We start from the raw sequence: 20,514 nt of genomic DNA, 5'->3' as shown, positions 1-20,514 counted from the left end.
AGAGCGCTTCGTTCACACCGAAGAGGTCACTGGTTCGAACCCAGTATCGCCCACCCGGAACACCGGCCCGCCTGCGACAACGCAGGCGGGCCGGTGTCGTACGCCGTGCGGAACCCTCCCGGGCGGCACACGGTCGCCTACGCCCCGTGAGGTAGCGCACCTGCGCATGAACGCGTGAGCCGGACACGACGCAGGCGCCTGCGGGACCGCGGCCGATGGCGTATGCGGGCCGCCGCCCTGGCCTCCCGCCGAGGCCGCACACCGCACCCCGACTGCCTCCGGCCACCCCGCCCCGAGACGTGAAACGATTCACGCGGTGTGCGTGCTACGGCGAGCAGAGCCGGCGAGAGCACCGCGAGGATCAACCGGTCGATCTCGCTGTTCGAGCAGAAGAGTCCGAAGATCAAGGTGAAGACCGACTTCCAGGGCTACGTCTCTTTCCGGGAGAAGTTCCGGACACAACCCGCGGGCGGAAATCCCGCGGACGTTTTCCAGAACGCCGTCGCATTTCTTGGGAAGTACGACAAGCGTGGAATCCTTCTCGGCCTCAAGTCGGGGCGGAACAAGTAATCTGAGGCTCAGTGACTTCCGAGAGGCCGTCACATCCGTTGGACGGATGGGCGGTACGCAGCTCGCCTCCCCGGCGGCTCCGACCCCAGGGCCTGCCCGGCCCGCGCCTGACCGTGTGCTGTGCGGGCACCGGCCCGTGATCTTCCTGCCGGGGCTGCCGCAGGCGCCGAGGGGCCTGTACGAGGAGGCGGAGACGGCCGGCGCCCGGATCCGGACGTTCTTCCAGAACTCCGTTCCCTGCGCGCTCGGCTCGGTCACCGGCATTCTCGTCTGCTGCCCGCTGACCGCCTGCGCCTCGGCCAAGATCCGGTTTCGCGGGACGCGACCTGCTCTTCGGCCTGATGATCGGCACACTGCTGCTGCTCTGTCACGAGCCGCTCATTCCGCAGTACGTGCTGTTCCGGCGGATGCGGCTGATCAATACCCACGTTTCACTGCTGCTCCGGAAATACCCGGCGACGGAGGCGTTCGACAGGATGCCGTAGCCGGGGGCTAGTTCATCCGCCCCAGGACCTCCCGCACCCGCCGCACGTCCCGCAGGCGCCGTTCGTAGGTCGCGCCGACGGCGAGGAGCAGGGCTCCGGCGAGCGCCGGAGGCACCCAGCGGGGGAGGGCGTCGGCGACCTGCACCAGATAGGGGGCCAGTTCATGCAGCGCGTCCAGCACGAGCACCCCGCCGCCCAGCAGCAGCGGCGCCCGCAGCCGGTGCCGGGCACCCAGCAGGGTGACCAGCAGCGCCGCCGCGCCCAGCAGCCACGGGCGGGTGGCGTGCACGTCCGTCCAGGCGGCCAGGAGGCTCGGCACCAGCGTCACCGCGAGCCCCGGCCCGTACGCCGCCCACGACGACGCCTGCGGATCGCGGCGCCGGCGCAGGACGCCCAGGGCGAGCGCCGGGACGGACACCGGCAGCGTGTACGCCTCCGGTGCCGTGACGTCCCAGGCCGCGAGGCGCACCCAGGCGGCCAGGGCGAACAGGGCGGTGGCCGCGTAGGCGGCGGGGCGGCGGTCGGCGCGCACCGCCGTCCCGGCGGCGATCACCGCGCACAGGGACAGCACCAGCGCCAGCATCGCCGGTTCGGTGAGGGCCAGTGCGATCGCCAGGAGACCGGCGGCCGCGCCGGTCACCTCGACCGCCACGGTCGTCGGCGCGTCGGCGATCCGCGCCGCGAGCAGCGCCGCCACGGCCGGGACCACGAGCACCAGCAGCGCGGTGTGCCACGGCGCCCAGTGCGCAGCCGCTCCCACCGCACAGGCCAGGGCGGCGCCGTACCCGAGCGCGGCCGGGGCCGTGACCGGGGCCAGGCGCGGCCTCAGGGAACCCACCGTGAAGAGCACCGGCAGGGCGGTGAGCACGCCGAGCGTCGCGGACCGCGCGGGCAGCGCGAGGAACGTCAGCGAGACAGAGGTGAGCAGGGCGAGCACCAGCGCGGGCAGCGCCTCGGCGAACCCGGCCCGCCGGCTCCGCGCCGCCACTGCGAGCAGGCCCGCCGTCACCAGCGCCTCCACCAGCAGAGCCGCCGGATACGGCGCGTCCAGCGCCACCGGTACGACCACGACCGCACCCCACCCGAGCGCCAGGGCGCCCGTCAGCGCGCGGGGCCGCCAGGCGAGGTCCGGCACGGCGAGTGCCAGGACGGCGGCGACGGCGGCCAGGACCAGCGGGGCCGTCTGCCACTGCGGCAGCCACGGCTCACCCGCCGTCACGGCCTGCCGGGCCCCGCCGGGCGCCCCCGACCAGACACCGGTCACCGAGGTGGCCGGACCGAGCAGCGTCAGCGCCACCAGGGGCAGCGCCCACAGCACCGCCAGGCCCTGCACGACGGCGGAGGCGACGGCGAGACCCTGCCGCACCGGCTCCGTCAGCCGACGGGCCCGTACCGCCGCCAACAGCGCGACACCGAGGGAGAGATGGACCGGAATCGTCCAGGTGACCGGCAGGCCCGGGCGGGCGACGCCGCCGAGCGCGGTGACCACGAGCAGACCGGCCGCCACGGACAGGGCGACGGCGTGCCCCGCGGCGCGTTCGTGCCGCGCCGACGCCAGCGCGATGCCTGCCGCGAACAGCAGCAGGACCGCCGCACGGGCCCCGGCCCCCGGACCAGCGGCCGTCCACGACAGGCCGGCCGCGCCCAGCGCGCCCCCCGCCCCCGTGCCGTACGCGCCGACCAGGGCGGTGATCCGCACCGCCCCGGCCGGAGCGCGCAGCGCCACCGCCGTGTCGCACGCGGCCGTCACCAGCAGCGCCGCGACGATCCCGGAGCGTCCCGCGTCGGCCGCCGTCGCCCACAGCAGCAGCGGCAGTTGCACCGCCACCAGCGCCGCCGGGCGCGGCAGCCGCAGCACCGCCATGCGCGGCAGCAGCCCGTACCCCGTCCACACGGCCGCCAGCACCGCCGACGCCCCCGCCGAGTACGCCGTGCCGTCCAGCCCGGTGAGTGCGGCCTCGTGCAGCGCGTACGCGTCGAGCACCGTCAGCGCCAGCGCGAGCCCCGCCACCGCCTCGGCCGTCGAACGCAGACGCCGCCCCAGCAGCGGCAGCGGCGCGGCCAGCGCGGCCACCGTGACCGCGCCCAGCACCAGTGAGCGGCCGGTGATCCCCAAGTGTCCCCAGCTGACGAGCGTGAACGCGATCGCCGCGATGGTCAGCAGCAGGCCGCCCAGGAGCAGCAGCACGTTCTGCACGCGCGGCGCGGTGGCCTCCGGGCGGAGCGGCCGGGACGGCTGCGGCGGCGCGGGAAAAGGCGCGGGTGCCGCCGGGGCGGGGAGGTGGGCGACCAGCCAGGCGCGGCGGGCCAGCAACCGGGCGCGGCGGGCGTCCAGTTGCCACAGCTCGGCGTCGATGAGCCGCAGCTCCTCGGCCGGTGGCGGAACGTGTGTCATGGTTCGCAGTGTGGGACGCGTCACGGCGTACGGCATGAGCGCGCGTACTCAGGAACGTACTCAGGCCGGGGCGGGCACAGTGGGCGTATGGACTGGACGCACTACCGCTTCCTCAGTGTGTGGCCCCTGCCCGCCGCTCCGGCCACCGTCTACCCCGTGCTGGAACGGGTCGAGGACTACCCCCGCTGGTGGCCCCAGGTGCGGTCGGTGACCCGGCTCGACGACACCGCCGGGCTGATCACGATCCGCTCCCTCCTGCCCTACGCCCTCACCTTCACCGCGCGTGAGGTGCGCCGCGACCCGGAGGCCGGCGTCCTGCACAGCGCGTTCACCGGCGACGTCGAGGGCTGGGCGCGCTGGACCGTGACGGCCGGCGGCCCCGGCACCCTGGCCCGCTACGAGCAGGTCGTCGACGTGTGCAAGCCGCTGCTGCGGCGGCTGGCCCTGCCCGGACGGCCGCTCTTCCGCGCCAACCACCGGCTGATGATGCGCGCCGGACGGCACGGACTCGCCACCTATCTCGAAACCGTCTGACATCGGTTTGAAGGAAGCCCGCCGCTCCCTGTATTGTTCAGTGCGTTCCCGGGCGATTAGCTCAGTGGGAGAGCGCTTCGTTCACACCGAAGAGGTCACTGGTTCGAACCCAGTATCGCCCACCGGGAAAGGCCGGTCCGCAGCAGCGGACCGGCCTTCTGCGTTGCTCACGCCGCCGCCGGCAGCTCCGGACGCAGCGGCCACGCCGGGTCCACTTCCTCGTCCGAGCCGCTGCGCGCGAACCACGCCTGCAGGCCACGGGCCTGTGCCGCGTGCCAGGTCGCCTGAAGGGTGTGCAGTTCGGCCGGTGTCAGCCGCTCCAGCCGCGCGGCGAACCGGCGGCCCAGGGCCCGGACCACCTCCAGCGCCGCCAGCGCGTCCGCCGCCGCGTCGTGCGCCTCGTCCAGCGTGACGCCGTAGTGCGCGCACAGGTCGGTCAGCGTGCGGCGGCCCTTGCGGTAGCGGTCCAGATGTTTGTCGAGCACCCGCGGGTCCAGCACGAGCAGCGGGGCCCGCTCGAACCACCGGTCCAGACCGGAGGCCCGATGCCGGCGCAGCTCACGGTCCAGCAGCGTCAGGTCGAACGGCGCGTTCATCACCACCAACGGGCGGCGGGCCAGCGCCTGTTCGGCCAGCTGCTCGGCTATCTCGTACATCACCGGCGCCGGCCAGCGGCCGTTGCGCTGCAGATGATCCTCCGTCAGCCCGTGCACCGCCGTCGCCTCCTCGGGCACCGGCACGCCCGGGTTGACCAGCCAGCGGCTCACCCGCGGCCGGTAGCCCGGACCGTCCTGGACGACGAGGGAGGCCGACACGATCCGGTCGGTCTCGACGTCGACGCCCGTGGTCTCCGTGTCGAAGGCGGCCAGGGGCCCCTCGTACCAGCACGCCATACCCAACAACCCCTCGTTCACCATCGGCAGTTGACGCACCGTCCTCTGCCCGTTCCGGTGATACCCGGGCTGTTTGCGCCGTACGCCGGAAGGAGACAACAGGAGTACGGGTCTTTGCAGTTCAGCGGCCCGCAGCGGGGTATCACTTTGCGTGGAAGGCTGTTCGCCATGGCGATAGCGCAGCCCGAGCGGGGCGGGCTGCTGCCCGATCGCACGGGCCCCCTTCGCGGCTCACTGGCCACCACCGCCTGCATGGAGACACTGCAGGTGGGCTATCTGCACGCGGTCGCGGCGGCCGCGGGGTGCTCGTTGTCCCAGCCGTTCCCGGACAACGGCATCGACTGGCACGTCAGCCATGGCTCGCCCGGGCACACCGTGGACGACGAAGTCACCATCAAGGTGCAGCTGAAGGCCACGTACCAGGTCGCGCCCCATCCGCCGGGCCGCTCCTTCTCCTTCACGCTCGACAACGACCACCTGCGCAAGCTCGCCCGCACGCCGGTCTCCGTGCACAAGATCCTCGTCGTCATGATCGTCCCGCGCTCGCGGGACCAGTGGCTGCGCGCCGGCCACGACCGGCTCGACCTGCGGCACTGCTGCTACTGGGTCAACCTCGCCGGGCACCCGATCACCGGGCGGAACCGCACCACCGTGCGGGTCCCGACCTCGCGCATCTTCGACGACCGGGCGCTGTGCGAGATCATGACGCGGGTCGGGACGGGAGGCAGACCATGACCCACCGCCCACTGCCGGACGCCCCGCGGGCCCACCCCGAGATCTTCCCGGCGCGGCCGCCCGCGCCCGGTGACGTCGACCCCGCCGTCCTCGCCGCCCTGCTGCACCGGCACGGCTGGCAGCGCCGCGGCGGCGCACCCGGCCGCTACGGCCGCTGGACACCGCCCGGGCCGGGTGCGGCCGGCACCAGCCTGCTCGTGCCGGTCAGCCGCGCCTTCCCCGACAGCGACGACCTGCTCGGCGAGGCGCTCGACGCCCTCGCCCGCAGCGGTACGCCGTCCGCGCGTGAGGTGCTCGTCTCGCTCGCCGTGCCGAGCGACGAGATCCGCTGGTGGCGGGACGCGCCGCCCGGCGGGCCGGCCGGCAGCGCCGCCTGGAGCGCCGACGAGCGGCTGCGCGGCGCCGCCCGGCGGATGCTGCTCGCCGCGGCGCTGGCCACCCGGGCGCGGACCGGGTACCACGGCGCCCGGCACCGCCGGCCGGCCGCGGCGCTGCTGGACCAGGTGCTGGTCGGGGCGGGCGGTGACGGCGGCAGCCTGACCGCGTTCGTGCCGGTCGCCACCGCGCGCCCGCTGGCCGTGCGGTTGCAGCAGGCGCTGTACGCCGCGCGGGAGGCCGTCGACTACCAGCGCGCCACCGGCGGCATGGACGCGTTCGACGGCGCGGTGCGGGCCGGGGTCAGCCGGGAGCTCACCCAGGCGCTGGTCGCGCTCGTGGAGGGCACGGAGGGGGCCCGCGTCGCGGTGCAGTGGGCGCCGGGGGCGGGGGTTCCGGACGGCTGCGCCGCGGACGGCGAACCGGTGGAGTTCTCGCCGGGCGATCTGGCCGTGCTGCGGGAGGCCGGTGCGCGCTATCTGCACGCCGAGCCCGCGGTGCCGGTTGTGCTGACGGGGACGGTGGTGCGGATGCGCCGCGCCGCCCCGCGCGGCGAGGGGACGGTACGGCTGCGCGTGCTCGCCGGCGCGGACGTACCGCACGTGCGGCTGAGCCTGGACGAGGAGGACTACCGGATCGCCGGGCACGCGCATCTGGTCGGGCTGCCGGTGCGGGTCCACGGACGGCTGGAGAGCCGGGGCGGCTTCCGCCGCCTCACGGGAGTGTCCGGGGTGGTGCCCGTCGAGGTGGACGAGGCGGAGCGGGACCGGCTGATCAAGTCGCTCCAGGAGAACCTGGACTTCTTCGAGGAGGCGTGCGGAGGGGACTGAGCGGGGCGACGCCGTCGCCCGGCCGCGGGCCCGTCGTGGCTGGGCGGTCGCGGGTCCGTCGTGGCTGGTCGCGCGGTTCCTCGCGCCCGTGGACCGGCCGCGCTCACCCTTGGTCGCGAGCCCGCGCCGGACGGCCCCCTGCACCGGTTTCGCCTCCGGAGGCATGCGGTCGGTACGATCCTTACTCGTGCGTGCGCTCCGGTATGGCGCCGCATCCCCACTTCAGTCAGGAGAGACCGGTGTCAGACGTCCGTGTGATCATCCAGCGCGATTCCGAGCGGGAAGAACGCGTGGTGACGACGGGCACTACGGCCGCCGACCTCTTCGCCGGCGAGCGCTCGATCGTGGCCGCCCGCGTCGGCGGTGAGCTCAGGGACCTCGCCCACGAGGTCAAGGACGGCGAGACCGTCGAAGGCGTCGAGATCTCCTCCGAGGACGGTCTCAACATCCTGCGCCACTCGACCGCGCACATCATGGCGCAGGCCGTGCAGGAGATCTTCCCCGAGGCCAAGCTCGGTATCGGCCCGCCCATCCGCGACGGCTTCTACTACGACTTCGACGTCGCCGAGCCGTTCCACCCCGACGATCTCAAGCGCATCGAGAAGAAGATGCAGGAGATCATCAAGCGCGGCCAGCGCTTCTCCCGTCGTGTCACCACCGACGAGGACGCCCGCGAGGAGCTGGCCGGCGAGCCGTACAAGCTGGAGCTGATCGGTCTCAAGGGCAACGCCGCCCAGGCCGCCGAGGGCGCCGACGCCGAGGTCGGCGGCGGTGAGCTGACGATCTACGACAACCTCGACGCGAAGACCGGCGAGCTGTGCTGGAAGGACCTCTGCCGCGGTCCCCACCTGCCCACCACCCGGATCGTCCCGGCGTTCAAGCTGATGCGCTCGGCCGCCGCCTACTGGCGCGGCAGCGAGAAGAACCCGCAGCTCCAGCGGATCTACGGCACCGCCTGGCCGACCAAGGACGAGCTGAAGCAGTACCTGGACTTCCTCGCCGAGGCCGAGAAGCGCGATCACCGCAAGCTCGGTGCGGAGCTGGACCTGTTCTCCTTCCCGGAGGAGCTCGGCCCCGGCCTCGCCGTGTTCCACCCCAAGGGCGGCGTGATCCGCAAGGAGATGGAGACCTACTCGCGCAAGCGGCACGAGGTCTCCGGCTACGAGTTCGTGAACACCCCGCACATCTCCAAGGAGCGGCTGTTCGAGATCTCCGGCCACCTGCCGCACTACGCCGACGGCATGTTCCCGGCCATCGAGTTCGACGAGCAGAACTACCGCCTCAAGGCGATGAACTGCCCGATGCACAACCTGATCTTCAAGTCGCGCGGGCGTTCCTACCGTGAACTGCCGCTGCGCCTCTTCGAGTTCGGGACCGTGTACCGCTACGAGAAGTCGGGTGTGGTGCACGGCCTGACCCGCTCGCGCGGCTTCACGCAGGACGACTCGCACATCTACTGCACCAAGGAGCAGATGCCGCAGGAGCTGGACACGCTCCTGACCTTCGTGCTGGACCTGCTGCGCGACTACGGCCTGACCGAGTTCGAGCTGGAGCTGTCCACCCGCGACGACTCCGACAAGTTCATCGGCACCGACGAGGACTGGGAGGAGGCCACCGAGGCCCTCCGCCAGGCCGCCGAGAAGCAGAACCTGCCGCTGGTCCCGGACCCGGGCGGCGCCGCCTACTACGGCCCGAAGATCTCCGTGCAGGCCAAGGACGCCATCGGCCGCTCCTGGCAGATGTCGACCATCCAGGTCGACTTCAACCAGCCCAAGCGGTTCGGCCTGGAGTACACCTCCGCGGACGGCTCCCGCCAGCAGCCGGTGATGATCCACCGCGCCCTGTTCGGCTCCATCGAGCGGTTCTTCGGCGTGCTCCTGGAGCACTACGCGGGCGCCTTCCCCGCCTGGCTCGCGCCGGTGCAGGCCGTCGGCATCCCGATCGGCGACGCCCACGTCGAGTACCTGCAGCGCTGGGCCGAGGCCGCGAAGGACAAGGGGCTGCGGGTCGAGGTGGACTCCTCCTCCGACCGCATGCAGAAGAAGATCCGCAACGCCCAGAAGCAGAAGGTGCCGTTCATGGTCATCGCGGGCGACGAGGACATGGGTCACGACACCGTGTCCTTCCGCTACCGCGACGGCTCCCAGGAGAACGGCATCCCGTTCGACGAGGCGATCGCGAAGATCGTGAAGGTCGTCGAGGAGCGGGCCCAGATCTGACCCCGCCGTGAGCAGGCCCCCGGTGACTCGATCGCGCCGGGGGCCTTGCCCTGTCACCCACCTGGACGCCATATGCTGCACGCATGACGAGTGAGCCGGAGCAGCAGATCGGAGTGGGGACGCAGGACGCGTTCCAGCGCCTGTGGACGCCCCACCGGATGGCCTACATCCAGGGCGAGAACAAGCCGAGCGGCCCGGGGGCCGACGACGGCTGCCCCTTCTGCTCACTCCCGGCCAAGTCCGACGAGGACGGGCTGATCGTCCGGCGCGGCCGGCAGGTGTACGCGGTGCTCAATCTGTACCCGTACAACGGCGGCCACCTGATGACCGTGCCGTACCGGCACGTCGCCGACTACACCGACCTCACGGAGGCGGAGACCGCCGAGCTGGCGGAGCTCACCAAGCAGGCGATGACGGCGCTGCGGGCCGCCTCCGGCGCGCACGGCTTCAACATCGGCATGAACCAGGGCTCGGTGGCGGGCGCGGGCATCGCGGCCCATCTCCACCAGCACATCGTGCCCCGCTGGGGCGGCGACACGAACTTCATGCCGGTCGTCGGCCACACGAAGGTGCTGCCGCAGCTCCTTGCCGACACGCGGAAGATGCTCGCGGAGGCCTGGCCCTCCTGAAGCTCCGGCGGGTGCCCCCGTGCGCGGGGGCACCGCTCACGCGTCGTAGACGTCGGCCTTCCTCGGTGAGACGTCCTGGACCGCGGTGCTCAGGAAGGCCGAGCGGGTGCCGAACTTCTCGGTGTCGACGCCGTTCTCCTCCAGCACCTTGATCGCCGCGGCGTGCACCACCCGCAGCACCGGCGTGGCCGCCCGCAGCGCGTCGTCCGCCATGAAGCGATGCCGCCACGGCTGGTCGGCCCAGGCGTGCCGCAGCCCGAACGGCTCCGGCAGCCCTATCGTGCCGCCCAGCCACTTGAGCGCCGGGGGATACCAGGCCAGCGGCGCCCGCACCGCGAGCCGTACCACCTCGTTGGTGGTGACCAGGGGCAGGTTGATCTTGCGGGTCTCCCACGGCTTGAAGGACTTCGCGACCTCCTTGGTCGGCGCCTCGGGCTTCGTCGTGAACAGCGAGTTCACCGGCCCCAGGGCGTGCCCGGTGACCTCGATGCGCAGCGTCGCGTGCAGCACGGTCACCGTGATCATCATGGTGATCACCAGCTGCCCGTCCCACAGCGTCCACTGCACGCCCAGGTAGTGCCGGTCGCCCGCGCCGAACTGCTGCTTGTTGCAGATGTCCTGTATCGCGTGCGACTTGACCTGGTAGGCCTCGACGTCCGTGCCCGACGGGCGGGCCACTTCCTTGGCGTTCTCACCGATCGGCGTGACGATCCAGTGCCGTATCGACGGGGCGGGGAAGCCGCCGGTGTTCAGCGGGCCGCGTTCCAGCATGCGCAGCTGGTCGTGGATCGCGCGGATCACGTCCCAGCTGCGGAAGGGGTGGATCTCCCGGCCGGCGTCGGCGGGCGCCAGCTCCTCGGCGAGCTGCCAGGAGCCCCAGCGGGTGCCCATGCCGAGGATGCCCTTGGGGCCGGCGTAGAAGACGGAGTTCGACTGCTGCTCGGCGCCGAGCCGGGCCAGGGACTGGCGCAGCTGCTCGGCCGCGGTCTCGCGGGGGCCGGTGGGCACCGCCTCGGGCACCTTGGCGCCGACGCTGCTGCCCGACAGCAGGCTGTTCCAGCGCTCCCTGAGGTCCGCGGCGGTGCGCTCGCAGATCCGCCGGGCCCAGAACCAGCCGACCACGGGCATCACCACCGCGGCACGCGCGTACCAGCCCCAGAAGCCGCTGAACGGCATGCGGATCAGGAAGACCACGGCGAGGGCGGCCACGGCGACGAGCAGGGTGGTCGCGAGCGCCGAGGCGCGCCTGTTGTCGGTCTTGTCGATGGTGGTGCGGATCTGGAAGACCAGCAGCCAGACCAGGAAGCCGGGCAGGAAGAGCAGTCCGCACAGCACGATCGCGGCCGTGAGCCGGTTGTCGCGGTCCCGGCGGATGTTGTTCGCCGCCAGGCAGTGCTCGACGACGGCCTGCGGCTCGGCGCCGAAGGACTGGATGAGCGGCTTGCGGCCCTCACCGATCATGCGGTCCACGACCGCGCGGGCGAACGCCTCGCCCAGGTTCGGCCGGAACAGCGCGAGCTTGCCGGGTTTCACCTCCGACTGGTGCCACTCGTTGTCGGCCTTCTTGATCTCCTCCATCGGGTTGTCCCGGTAGGCCGCGGAGGCCAGCGCGAACGTCGCCGTCTGGCCCTCGTCGCCGGTGCGCGGCACCTGTGGCCCGAAGAAGTCCGCGTAACCGCCGTCCACGCTCATCCCCACCCCCGGTCGCCGCACTGCTCGCTTCTGCGGCCTTCCCGACTTGCGTCCTGCGCACACCTGTTGATCAGGTCATCAGCGTATCCGCACGCACCGACATCCGTCGGCGGACGGCCCAAGGAGCCGCCCGCCGAGCCGGAAGAGCCCCGCCCGCACGCCGGTTGTGCGCGGGAGGGTGTCAACTACGAAGCCGCGCGCTCCTGTTCCCGGATCCGCTCGGCCACCTGCGCCGGCATCGGCTCGTGCCGCACGTAGCGGCGGTCGAAGCGCGCGGTGCCGTGGGTCATCGACCGCAGATCGATGGCGTACCGGCCGATCTCGATCTCCGGCACCTCGGCCCGTACGAGCGTGCGCCCGCCGCTGGTCTGCTCGGTGCCGAGCACCCGCCCGCGCCGGCCGGACAGGTCGCTCATCACGGCGCCCACGTAGTCGTCGCCGACCAGCACGGACACCTCGGCCACCGGCTCCAGCAGATGGATCTTCGCGTCGGCCGCGGCCTCCCGCAGGGCGAGCGCGCCCGCGGTCTGGAAGGCGGCGTCGGAGGAGTCCACCGAGTGCGCCTTGCCGTCGAGGAGGGTCACCCGCACGTCGATGAGCGGGTGCCCGGCCGCGACGCCCTTGGCCGCCTGCGCCCGCACGCCCTTCTCGACCGACGGGATGAACTGCCGGGGCACGGCCCCGCCGACCACCTTGTCGACGAACTCGATGCCGGAGCCGCCGGGCAGCGGTTCCACCTCGATCTCGCAGATGGCGTACTGCCCGTGCCCGCCGGACTGCTTCACGTGCCGGCCGCGCCCGGCCGACTTGTGCGCGAAGGTCTCCCGCAGCGACACCTTGTGCGGTACGACGTCGACCTGGACGCCGTAGCGCGTGCGCAGCCGCTCCAGGGCGACGTCGGCGTGCGCCTCGCCCAGGCACCACAGCACCACCTGGTGGGTGTCCTGGTTCTGCTCCAGGCGCATCGTCGGGTCCTCGGCGACCAGCCGCGCCAGGCCCTGGGAGAGCTTGTCCTCGTCGGCCTTGCTGTGGGCCTGGATGGCCAGCGGCAGCAGCGGGTCCGGCATCTGCCAGGGCTCCATCAGCAGCGGGTCGTCCTTGGCGGAGAGCGTGTCCCCGGTCTCGGCGCGGCTGAGCCTCGCCACGCACACCAGGTCGCCCGCGACGGCGTGCGTCACCGGCCGCTGCTGCTTGCCGAACGGGGTGGACAGGGCGCCGATCTTCTCGTCGACGTCGTGGTCCTCGTGGCCGCGGTCGGCCAGGCCGTGCCCGGAGACGTGGACGGTCTGGTCGGGGCGCAGGGAGCCGGAGAACACGCGGACCAGGGAGATCCGGCCGACGTAGGGGTCGGAAGAGGTCTTGACGACCTCGGCGACCAGCGGCCCTTCGGTGTCGCACGGTTTCAGCTCGCGCGGCGCGCCGTCGACGGTCGTCACCGCGGGCGTCGGGTGCTCGAACGGGGTCGGGAAGCCGCCGGTGATCAGCTCCAGCAGCTCCACCGTGCCGATGCCCTGCTTGGCGCCCTCGGCGGCCGGGGCGGCGGCCAGGACGGGGAAGAACGTGCCGCGTGCCACGGCCCGCTCCAGGTCCTGGATCAGCGTTTTGAGTTCGACCTGCTCGCCGCCGAGATAGCGGTCCATGAGGGTCTCGTCCTCGCTCTCGGCGATGATCCCCTCGATCAGCCGGTTGCGCGCCTCGGTGAGGTCCGGCAGCTGGTCCTCGCCGGGCTCGGACTCCTTGCGCTCGCCGGAGGAGTAGTCGAACAGCTTCTGCGTGAGCAGTCCGACCAGGCCGGTCACGGGCGCGTGCCCGTCGGGCCCCTGCGCGCCGTGCAGCGGCAGGTACAGCGGCAGCACGGCGTCGGGGTCGTCACCGCCGAACGCCTCGGCGCAGACCCGGGTCATCTCCTCGAAGTCGGCGCGGGCCGCCTCCAGGTGCGTGACGACGATCGCGCGCGGCATGCCGACGGCCGCGCACTCGTCCCACACCATGCGGGTGGAGCCGTCCACCCCGTCCGAGGCCGAGACGACGAAGAGGGCCGCGTCCGCCGCGCGCAGACCGGCCCGCAGTTCTCCGACGAAGTCGGCGTATCCCGGGGTGTCCAGCAGGTTGATCTTGATGCCGTCCCATTCGACGGGCACCAGGGACAGCTGCACCGAGCGCTGCTGGCGGTGCTCGATGTCGTCGTGGTCGGAGACGGTGCCGCCGTCCTCCACGCGGCCCGCCCGGTTCACCGCTCCCGCGGTCAGCGCGAGAGCCTCCACCAGAGTCGTCTTGCCCGATCCGGAGTGGCCGACCAGCACCACATTCCGAATGGACGCGGGGTGGTCGGCCGCCGTAGCCCTGCCGGCGGCTCCGGGGTGGGATTGTGCCTTGTCGCCCATGATCCTGCCTCCCGTGCACGGTGAGGTCACTGTGGGCGCGGACACGCGGGAGGCCGCGTGTGGGCGGCTCCGGCGACGCCCGCGTCCTTCGAGCTTTCCACTCCCGTAACGCCGCGTCCATACGAGGGACGCGAGCGCGGCGGTGCGCGGCGGGCTTGGATGTGACACGGCTGCGGGTGCCCGGCCCTCGGCCGCACGCGCGCGTGGCTACGATGGGCCAGCCGGTGGCCAGCAGGGGCCGCACGGCGACACCGACCAGTCGGGAAGGCCATGCTGAACAAGTACGCGCGTGCATTCTTCACGCGTGTTCTCACGCCGTTCGCCGCGTTTCTCATCCGCCGGGGGGTCAGCCCCGACACGGTCACGCTGCTCGGCACCGCCGGAGTGATCGCCGGAGCGCTGGTCTTCTACCCCCGGGGCGAGTTCTTCTGGGGCACGGTCGTGATCACGCTGTTCGTCTTCTCCGACCTGGTCGACGGCAACATGGCCCGCCAGCTGGGCCGCTCCAGCCGCTGGGGCGCGTTCCTCGACTCCACGCTCGACCGGGTCGCCGACGGCGCCATCTTCGGCGGCTTCGCGCTCTGGTATGCCGGGCACGGCGACGACAACGTGCTGTGCGCGGTGTCGATCTTCTGTCTGGCCAGCGGCCAGGTGGTGTCGTACACCAAGGCGCGCGGTGAGTCGATCGGGCTGCCCGTCGCCGTGAACGGGCTCGTCGAGCGGGCCGAGCGGCTGGTGATCTCTCTGGTCGCGGCCGGTTTCGCGGGCCTGCACAAGTTCGGGGTGCCCGGCATCCAGTACCTGCTGCCCGTGGCCCTGTGGATCGTCGCCGTCGGCAGCCTGGTCACGCTGATCCAGCGGGTCGTCACCGTGCGCCGCGAGTCGGCGGAGGCGGAGGCAGCGGCCGCCGGGACCGCCGGTGAGCCGCAGGCTCCCGGTGAGCCGCAGGGGAGGGAGACCGCGAAGTGAGCGCCCAGGAGCGGCTGACCGACGCCCTGTACGGCCTCGGCTGGGGGACCGTGAAGAAACTCCCCGAGCCGGCCGCGGTGCGCCTCGGCCGGACGATCGCCGACCTCGCCTGGAAGCAGCGCGGCAAGGGCGTCCAGCGGCTGGAGTCGAACTACGCGCGCGTGGTGCCCGGCGCTAGCCCCGAACGGCTCGCCGAGCTGTCCCGCGCGGGCATGCGCTCCTATCTGCGCTACTGGATGGAGTCCTTCCGGCTGCCCGCCTGGAGCACCGAGCGCATCAAGGCGGGCTTCGACCCCAAGGACCTGCACTACCTCACCGAGGGCATGGCCGCGGGCAAGGGCGTGATACTCGCCCTGCCGCACCTGGCCAACTGGGACCTGGCCGGCGCCTGGGTCACCACCAGGCTCGGCATCCCGTTCACCACCGTCGCCGAACGCCTGAAGCCCGAGACGCTGTACGACCGTTTCGTCGCCTACCGCGAGGGCCTCGGCATGGAGGTCCTGCCGCACAGCGGCGGCTCCGCCTTCGGCACGCTCGCCCGGCGGCTGCGCGACGGCGGCCTCGTCTGCCTGGTCGCCGACCGCGACCTGTCCTCCTCGGGGGTGGAGGTCGACTTCTTCGGCGACACGGCCCGCATGCCCGCCGGGCCGGCCCTGCTGGCCCAGCAGACCGGCGCCCTGCTGCTGCCGGTCACCCTCTGGTACGACGACTCCCCGGTCATGCAGGGCCGGGTGCACCCCCCGATCGACGTCCCCGAGTCAGGCACGCGCGCCGAGAAGGCGTCCTCCATGACACAGGCGCTGGCCGACGCCTTCGCCACGGGGATCGCCGACCATCCGGAGGACTGGCACATGCTGCAGCGGTTGTGGCAGGCCGACCTCGACGCGTCGAAGGACCCGCTGAAGGATCCGTCGAATCCGTCGAAGGGGACCGCGTGAGGATCGGCATCGTCTGCCCCTACTCCTGGGACGTGCCCGGCGGCGTCCAGTTCCACATCCGGGACCTCGCCGAGTACTTCATCCGGCTCGGCCACGAGGTGTCCGTGCTCGCCCCGGCCGACGACGACACGCCCCTGCCGCCGTACGTCGTCTCCGCGGGCCGTGCCGTGCCGGTGCCCTACAACGGCTCGGTCGCCCGGCTGAACTTCGGCTTCCTGTCCGCCGCGCGGGTGCGGCGCTGGCTGCACGACGGCGCGTTCGACGTCGTGCACATCCACGAGCCGACCTCCCCGTCGCTGGGCCTGCTGACCTGCTGGGCGGCGCGCGGCCCGATGGTCGCCACCTTCCACACCTCCAACCCGCGCTCCAAGGCGATGATCGCCGCGTACGCCATCCTGCAGGCCGCGCTGGAGAAGATCAGCGCGCGGATCGCGGTGAGCGAGTACGCGCGGCGCACGCTGGTAGAGCACCTCGGCGGGGACGCCGTCGTCATCCCGAACGGCGTGGACGTCGACTTCTTCGCCAAGGCCGAGCCCAACCCCGCGTGGCAGGGCGGCACCATCGGCTTCATAGGGCGCATCGACGAGCCCCGCAAGGGCCTGCCGGTCCTGATGAGGGCCCTGCCGAAGATCCTCGCCGCCCGGCCGCAGACCCGGCTGCTGGTCGCCGGGCGCGGTGACGAGGAGGAGGCGGTGGCCTCGCTGCCGGCCGAGCTGCGCTCCCGCGTGGAGTTCCTCGGCATGGTCAGCGACGAGGACAAGGCCCGCTTCCTGCGCTCCGTGGACCTCTACGTCGCGCCCAACACCGGCGGCGAGAGCTTCGGGATCATCCTGGTGGAGGCGATGTCCGCGGGCGCGCCCGTGCTCGCCTCCGACCTCGACGCCTTCGCCCAGGTCCTCGACCAGGGCAAGGCGGGCGAGCTGTTCGCCAACGAGGACGCCGACGCGCTCGCCGAGGCGGCGCTGCGGCTCCTGGAGGACCCCGCGCGTCTGGCGGAGCTCAGCGAGCGCGGCAGCGCCCACGTCCGCCGCTTCGACTGGTCCACGGTCGGCGCGGACATCCTGTCGGTGTACGAGACGGTGACGGCCGGCGCGGCGGCCGTGGCCGCGGAGGACACGGGCCCGACGGGGCTACGGGCCCGCTGGGGGCTGGCCCGCGACTGAGCGGGCCCGCCGGGGGCGACGACGCCGGCGGGCGGGGCGGGGCGGGGCAATCTGTCGGCGTGCGCGGTTCGACGCGGGCCTGCCGGCGTGCGCGGTCGGGCGCGGGCCCGGTGGAGTGAGCGCGGTCCGGGGAGCGACCGCGGGGCGGGGAGCGACCGCGGGGCGGGGCGTGAACCGCCGCCGCCCGGCCCGACGCCGGGTGCGCCCCGTCGCGGTGCCCCTGCCGGGGCTGTGGGTCCATGGCTCCGCTCGCCCGGACGTCACCGAGCAGCCCGGCGGCGGCCCCCACCGGGCTCGGTGCGTGCGGTGCGCGTCGCGGACGCCGGGGATGCCGGGGACGCAGGGGTCGCTGGCGGGGCCGTGCTGGCCGGAAGCGGGCGGGGCCCGCGCCGGTAAGGTGGCCGCCCGTGACCGCAACCCTCATCTGGACCCTCGTCGTCCTCGTCGCGATCGGCCTGTATCTGAGCTGGACCGCGGGGCGGCTGGACCGGCTGCACGCGCGGATCGACGCCGCCCGCGCCGCCCTGGACGCACAGCTGCTGCGGCGGGCCTCGGTGGCGCAGGAGGTCGCGACCTCGGGCGTGCTGGACCCGGCCGCCTCGATCGTCCTGTACGAGGCCGCGCACGCGGCCCGGCAGGCCGAGGAGGAGCAGCGTGAGGTCGCCGAGAGCGAGCTGAGCCAGGCGCTGCGCGCGGTGTTCGCGGAACGGGAGCAGCTGGAGGCGGTCCGCCGGGCGCCCGGGGGTCAGGAGGCGGCCCACGAGCTGACGGAGGCCGTGCGCCGCGTGCCGATGGCCCGCCGCTTCCACAACGACGCGGTCGGCGCGGCCCGCCGGCTGCGCGAGCACCGCAAGGTCCGCTGGTTCCGCCTCGCGGGCCACGCCCCGTTCCCGATGGCCTTCGAAATGGACGACGAGCCCCCCGCCCCGCTGGCGGACCGCTCCGCCTGACCGCGGCGACCCGGCCATCCGCCCTCCGGCCCGCAGGCCCCGCATACCGTTCCGGCACCCGCCCTCCGGCCCGCAGGCCCCGCATGTCGTTCCGGCACCCGCCCTCCGGCCCGCACGCCCCGCATACCGTTCCGGCACCCGCCCCCCGCCCGCAAGCCCCGCATACCGTTCCGGACAGACCGGTTCCGGCCAAAAGGAGCCACCGGGTTTTCATTGGCCCTTGCAGTGGACTGGTCGGGTCACGTTTCCTCAGTGCTGCAGTAACCCCCTCTTTTCCTTCAGTGAGGTCACCCGTGTCCAGCACCGAGAACCAGGCTCCCGAGACCGGTACCGCCCGCGTCAAGCGCGGCATGGCCGAGCAGCTCAAGGGCGGCGTGATCATGGACGTCGTCACGCCGGAGCAGGCGAAGATCGCCGAGGACGCGGGCGCCGTCGCGGTCATGGCCCTCGAGCGGGTCCCGGCCGACATCCGCAAGGACGGCGGCGTGGCCCGTATGTCCGACCCGGACATGATCGAGGGCATCATCGACGCCGTCTCCATCCCGGTCATGGCCAAGTCCCGCATCGGCCACTTCGTCGAGGCCCAGGTCCTGCAGTCCCTCGGCGTCGACTACATCGACGAGTCCGAGGTCCTCACCCCGGCCGACGAGGTCAACCACTCCGACAAGTGGGCCTTCACCACCCCCTTCGTCTGCGGTGCCACCAACCTGGGCGAGGCCCTGCGCCGCATCGCCGAGGGCGCCGCGATGATCCGCTCCAAGGGCGAGGCCGGCACCGGCAACGTCGTCGAGGCCGTCCGCCACCTGCGCCAGATCAAGAACGAGATCGCCAAGCTGCGCGGCTTCGACAACAACGAGCTGTACGCCGCCGCCAAGGAGCTGCGCGCCCCGTACGAGCTGGTCCGTGAGGTCGCCGAGCTGGGCAAGCTCCCGGTGGTCCTCTTCTCCGCCGGTGGCGTCGCCACCCCGGCCGACGCGGCCCTGATGCGTCAGCTCGGCGCCGAGGGCGTGTTCGTCGGCTCCGGCATCTTCAAGTCCGGCGACCCGGCCAAGCGTGCCGCCGCCATCGTGAAGGCCACCACCTTCTACGACGACCCGAAGATCATCGCGGACGCCTCCCGCAACCTCGGTGAGGCCATGGTCGGCATCAACTGCGACACCCTCCCCGAGACCGAGCGCTACGCCAACCGCGGCTGGTGAGCACCCCGGTACGCCACTACAGGTAAGCCACTCATGAACACTCCTGTCATCGGCGTCCTGGCTCTCCAGGGCGACGTACGGGAGCACCTCATCGCCCTGGCCGCGGCGGACGCCGTGGCCAGGCCGGTGCGGCGCCCCGAAGAGCTCGCCGAGGTCGACGGTCTCGTCCTCCCCGGCGGCGAGTCCACCACCATCTCCAAGCTGGCCGTCCTGTTCGGCCTGATGGAGCCCTTGCGCGCACGCGTGCGTGACGGCATGCCCGTCTACGGCACCTGCGCCGGCATGATCATGCTCGCCGACAAGATCCTCGACCCGCGCTCGGGTCAGGAGACGATCGGCGGCATCGACATGATCGTGCGCCGCAACGCCTTCGGCCGCCAGAACGAGTCCTTCGAGGCGTCGGTCGGCGTCCGGGGCGTCGAGGGCGCTCCCGTGGAGGGCGTCTTCATCCGCGCCCCCTGGGTGGAGTCCGTGGGCGCGGGCGCCGAGGTGCTCGCCGAACACGAGGGCCACATCGTCGCCGTGCGTCAGGGCAACGCCCTCGCCACGTCGTTCCACCCGGAACTGACCGGCGACCATCGCGTGCACTCCCTGTTCGTCGACATGGTGCGCGCGAACGGGACGCCGTAGTCCTTGTAGGATTCCAGGCGTTCGTACAGAGATTGGTTACGCGAAGGAGACAGGCAGATGTCCGGCCACTCTAAATGGGCCACGACGAAGCACAAGAAGGCCGTGATCGATGCCAAGCGCGGCAAGCTCTTCGCGAAGCTGATCAAGAACATCGAGGTCGCGGCGCGCATGGGCGGCGCGGACCCCGAGGGCAACCCGACGCTGTACGACGCCATCCAGAAGGCGAAGAAGTCGTCGGTCCCGAACAAGAACATCGACTCCGCGGTCAAGCGCGGCGCGGGCCTGGAGGCCGGCGGCGCCGACTACGAGACGATCATGTACGAGGGTTACGGCCCGAACGGCGTCGCGGTGCTGATCGAGTGCCTCACCGACAACCGCAACCGTGCCGCCTCCGAGGTCCGCGTCGCCATGACCCGCAACGGCGGCTCCATGGCCGACCCGGGTTCGGTGTCGTACCTGTTCAACCGCAAGGGTGTCGTGATCGTCCCCAAGGGCGAGCTGACCGAGGACGACGTCCTCGCCGCCGTCCTGGACGCCGGTGCCGAGGAGGTCAACGACCTCGGTGAGACCTTCGAGGTCATCAGCGAGGCCACCGACATGGTCGCCGTGCGCACCGCCCTGCAGGACGCCGGCATCGACTACGACTCCGCCGAGGCCAACTTCGTCCCGACCATGCAGGTCGAGCTGGACGAGGAGGGCGCCAAGAAGATCTTCAAGCTGATCGACGCGCTCGAGGACAGCGACGACGTGCAGAACGTCTTCGCCAACTTCGACGTGAGCGACGAGATCATGGAGAAGGTCGACGCGTGACGCTCCGCTGAGACACGCGGAACGGCGGCGGGGGGGGGGGGGGGGGGGCGCCCCCCCCCCCCCCCCCGGGGCGGTTGAGACCACTGACGGGACACAAACAAAAAAGAATTGGAG

17 protein-coding genes, 1 tRNA gene and 1 pseudogene are annotated in these 20,514 nt (G+C 72.4%); 15 read left to right on the top strand and 4 right to left on the bottom strand.

From position 1 onward, the window contains the following. The first annotated feature begins 318 nt into the window (after positions 1-318). Both AB0E88_RS34840 and AB0E88_RS34835 read left to right on the top strand, forming a co-directional pair. Positions 319-570, top strand: coding sequence for an extracellular solute-binding protein (locus tag AB0E88_RS34840; protein ID WP_361638938.1), 252 nt, complete (start codon positions 319-321; stop codon positions 568-570). A gap of 208 nt (positions 571-778) precedes the next feature. Beyond that, a pseudogene (locus tag AB0E88_RS34835) lies at positions 779-1,040 on the top strand (carbohydrate ABC transporter permease); the annotation flags it as partial. 22 nt (positions 1,041-1,062) lie between these two features. Here the strand turns inward: AB0E88_RS34835 and AB0E88_RS34830 are convergent. Next, complete coding sequence (locus tag AB0E88_RS34830) at positions 1,063-3,450, bottom strand: hypothetical protein (protein ID WP_361638936.1); 2,388 nt, start codon at positions 3,448-3,450, stop codon at positions 1,063-1,065. 87 nt (positions 3,451-3,537) lie between these two features. Here AB0E88_RS34830 and AB0E88_RS34825 point away from each other — a divergent pair, with 87 nt between their 5' ends. Together AB0E88_RS34825 and AB0E88_RS34820 are read left to right on the top strand one after the other, a co-directional pair. Further along, positions 3,538-3,984 (top strand): SRPBCC family protein, encoded by a 447-nt coding sequence (locus AB0E88_RS34825; protein WP_361638934.1) that lies wholly within the window; start codon positions 3,538-3,540, stop codon positions 3,982-3,984. Between the two features lie 50 nt (positions 3,985-4,034). Continuing rightward, positions 4,035-4,106 (top strand) — tRNA-Val (locus tag AB0E88_RS34820). A gap of 45 nt (positions 4,107-4,151) precedes the next feature. On the opposite strand, the gene AB0E88_RS34815 is transcribed toward AB0E88_RS34820, so the two are convergent. Continuing rightward, entirely contained in the window at positions 4,152-4,877 is a 726-nt protein-coding gene (locus AB0E88_RS34815) for a 3'-5' exonuclease (RefSeq protein ID WP_361638932.1), read from the bottom strand. A 168-nt stretch (positions 4,878-5,045) separates the two neighbouring features. On the opposite strand from AB0E88_RS34815, the gene AB0E88_RS34810 reads away from it, so the two are divergent. The 4 genes from AB0E88_RS34810 (at position 5,046) to AB0E88_RS34795 (ending at position 9,665) form a co-directional block, all read left to right on the top strand. Further along, positions 5,046-5,612, top strand: a complete 567-nt coding sequence (locus AB0E88_RS34810; RefSeq protein ID WP_361638930.1) for a DUF4365 domain-containing protein — start codon at positions 5,046-5,048, stop codon at positions 5,610-5,612. Beyond that, entirely contained in the window at positions 5,609-6,817 is a 1,209-nt protein-coding gene (locus AB0E88_RS34805) for a hypothetical protein (RefSeq protein ID WP_361638928.1), read from the top strand. The genes AB0E88_RS34810 and AB0E88_RS34805 overlap by 4 nt, the downstream gene beginning before the upstream one ends. A gap of 239 nt (positions 6,818-7,056) precedes the next feature. Next, entirely contained in the window at positions 7,057-9,036 is a 1,980-nt protein-coding gene (gene thrS, locus AB0E88_RS34800; protein WP_361638926.1) for a threonine--tRNA ligase, read from the top strand. A gap of 83 nt (positions 9,037-9,119) precedes the next feature. Further along, positions 9,120-9,665: an HIT domain-containing protein gene (locus AB0E88_RS34795; protein ID WP_361638924.1), complete on the top strand. Its 546-nt coding sequence runs from the start codon at positions 9,120-9,122 to the stop codon at positions 9,663-9,665. A gap of 36 nt (positions 9,666-9,701) precedes the next feature. Here the strand turns inward: AB0E88_RS34795 and AB0E88_RS34790 are convergent, their stop codons facing one another. Together AB0E88_RS34790 and AB0E88_RS34785 are read right to left on the bottom strand one after the other, a co-directional pair. Further along, entirely contained in the window at positions 9,702-11,357 is a 1,656-nt protein-coding gene (locus AB0E88_RS34790) for a hypothetical protein (protein ID WP_361638923.1), read from the bottom strand. 185 nt (positions 11,358-11,542) lie between these two features. After that, positions 11,543-13,741: an elongation factor G-like protein EF-G2 gene (locus AB0E88_RS34785; RefSeq protein ID WP_361638921.1), complete on the bottom strand. Its 2,199-nt coding sequence runs from the start codon at positions 13,739-13,741 to the stop codon at positions 11,543-11,545. A 270-nt stretch (positions 13,742-14,011) separates the two neighbouring features. Between AB0E88_RS34785 and pgsA the strand changes: the two genes are divergently transcribed. From pgsA to AB0E88_RS34750, 7 genes are all read left to right on the top strand, one after another. After that, a complete protein-coding gene (pgsA, locus tag AB0E88_RS34780; protein ID WP_361638919.1) occupies positions 14,012-14,710 on the top strand; it encodes a phosphatidylinositol phosphate synthase in 699 nt (232 codons plus the stop codon). Beyond that, positions 14,707-15,648 (top strand): phosphatidylinositol mannoside acyltransferase, encoded by a 942-nt coding sequence (locus tag AB0E88_RS34775; protein ID WP_361638917.1) that lies wholly within the window; start codon positions 14,707-14,709, stop codon positions 15,646-15,648. The genes pgsA and AB0E88_RS34775 overlap by 4 nt, the downstream gene beginning before the upstream one ends. Next, positions 15,645-16,811 (top strand): glycosyltransferase family 4 protein, encoded by a 1,167-nt coding sequence (locus tag AB0E88_RS34770; protein WP_361638915.1) that lies wholly within the window; start codon positions 15,645-15,647, stop codon positions 16,809-16,811. Before AB0E88_RS34775 ends, AB0E88_RS34770 begins: the two co-directional genes overlap by 4 nt. A gap of 407 nt (positions 16,812-17,218) precedes the next feature. Further along, positions 17,219-17,761: a hypothetical protein gene (locus tag AB0E88_RS34765; protein ID WP_361638913.1), complete on the top strand. Its 543-nt coding sequence runs from the start codon at positions 17,219-17,221 to the stop codon at positions 17,759-17,761. A gap of 293 nt (positions 17,762-18,054) precedes the next feature. Then, complete coding sequence (gene pdxS, locus AB0E88_RS34760) at positions 18,055-18,960, top strand: pyridoxal 5'-phosphate synthase lyase subunit PdxS (protein WP_361638911.1); 906 nt, start codon at positions 18,055-18,057, stop codon at positions 18,958-18,960. 33 nt (positions 18,961-18,993) lie between these two features. Continuing rightward, a complete protein-coding gene (gene pdxT, locus AB0E88_RS34755) occupies positions 18,994-19,590 on the top strand; it encodes a pyridoxal 5'-phosphate synthase glutaminase subunit PdxT (protein ID WP_361638909.1) in 597 nt (198 codons plus the stop codon). Positions 19,591-19,647: 57 nt separating this feature from the next. After that, positions 19,648-20,400 (top strand): YebC/PmpR family DNA-binding transcriptional regulator, encoded by a 753-nt coding sequence (locus tag AB0E88_RS34750; protein WP_361638908.1) that lies wholly within the window; start codon positions 19,648-19,650, stop codon positions 20,398-20,400. The last annotated feature ends 114 nt before the right edge of the window (positions 20,401-20,514 follow it).

The sequence above is a fragment of the Streptomyces sp. NPDC028635 genome (assembly GCF_040637635.1).
Lineage (GTDB): Bacteria > Actinomycetota > Actinomycetes > Streptomycetales > Streptomycetaceae > Streptomyces.
Note: the sequence above shows the minus strand (reverse complement) of the source record. Positions and strands in the feature narration are given on the sequence as shown.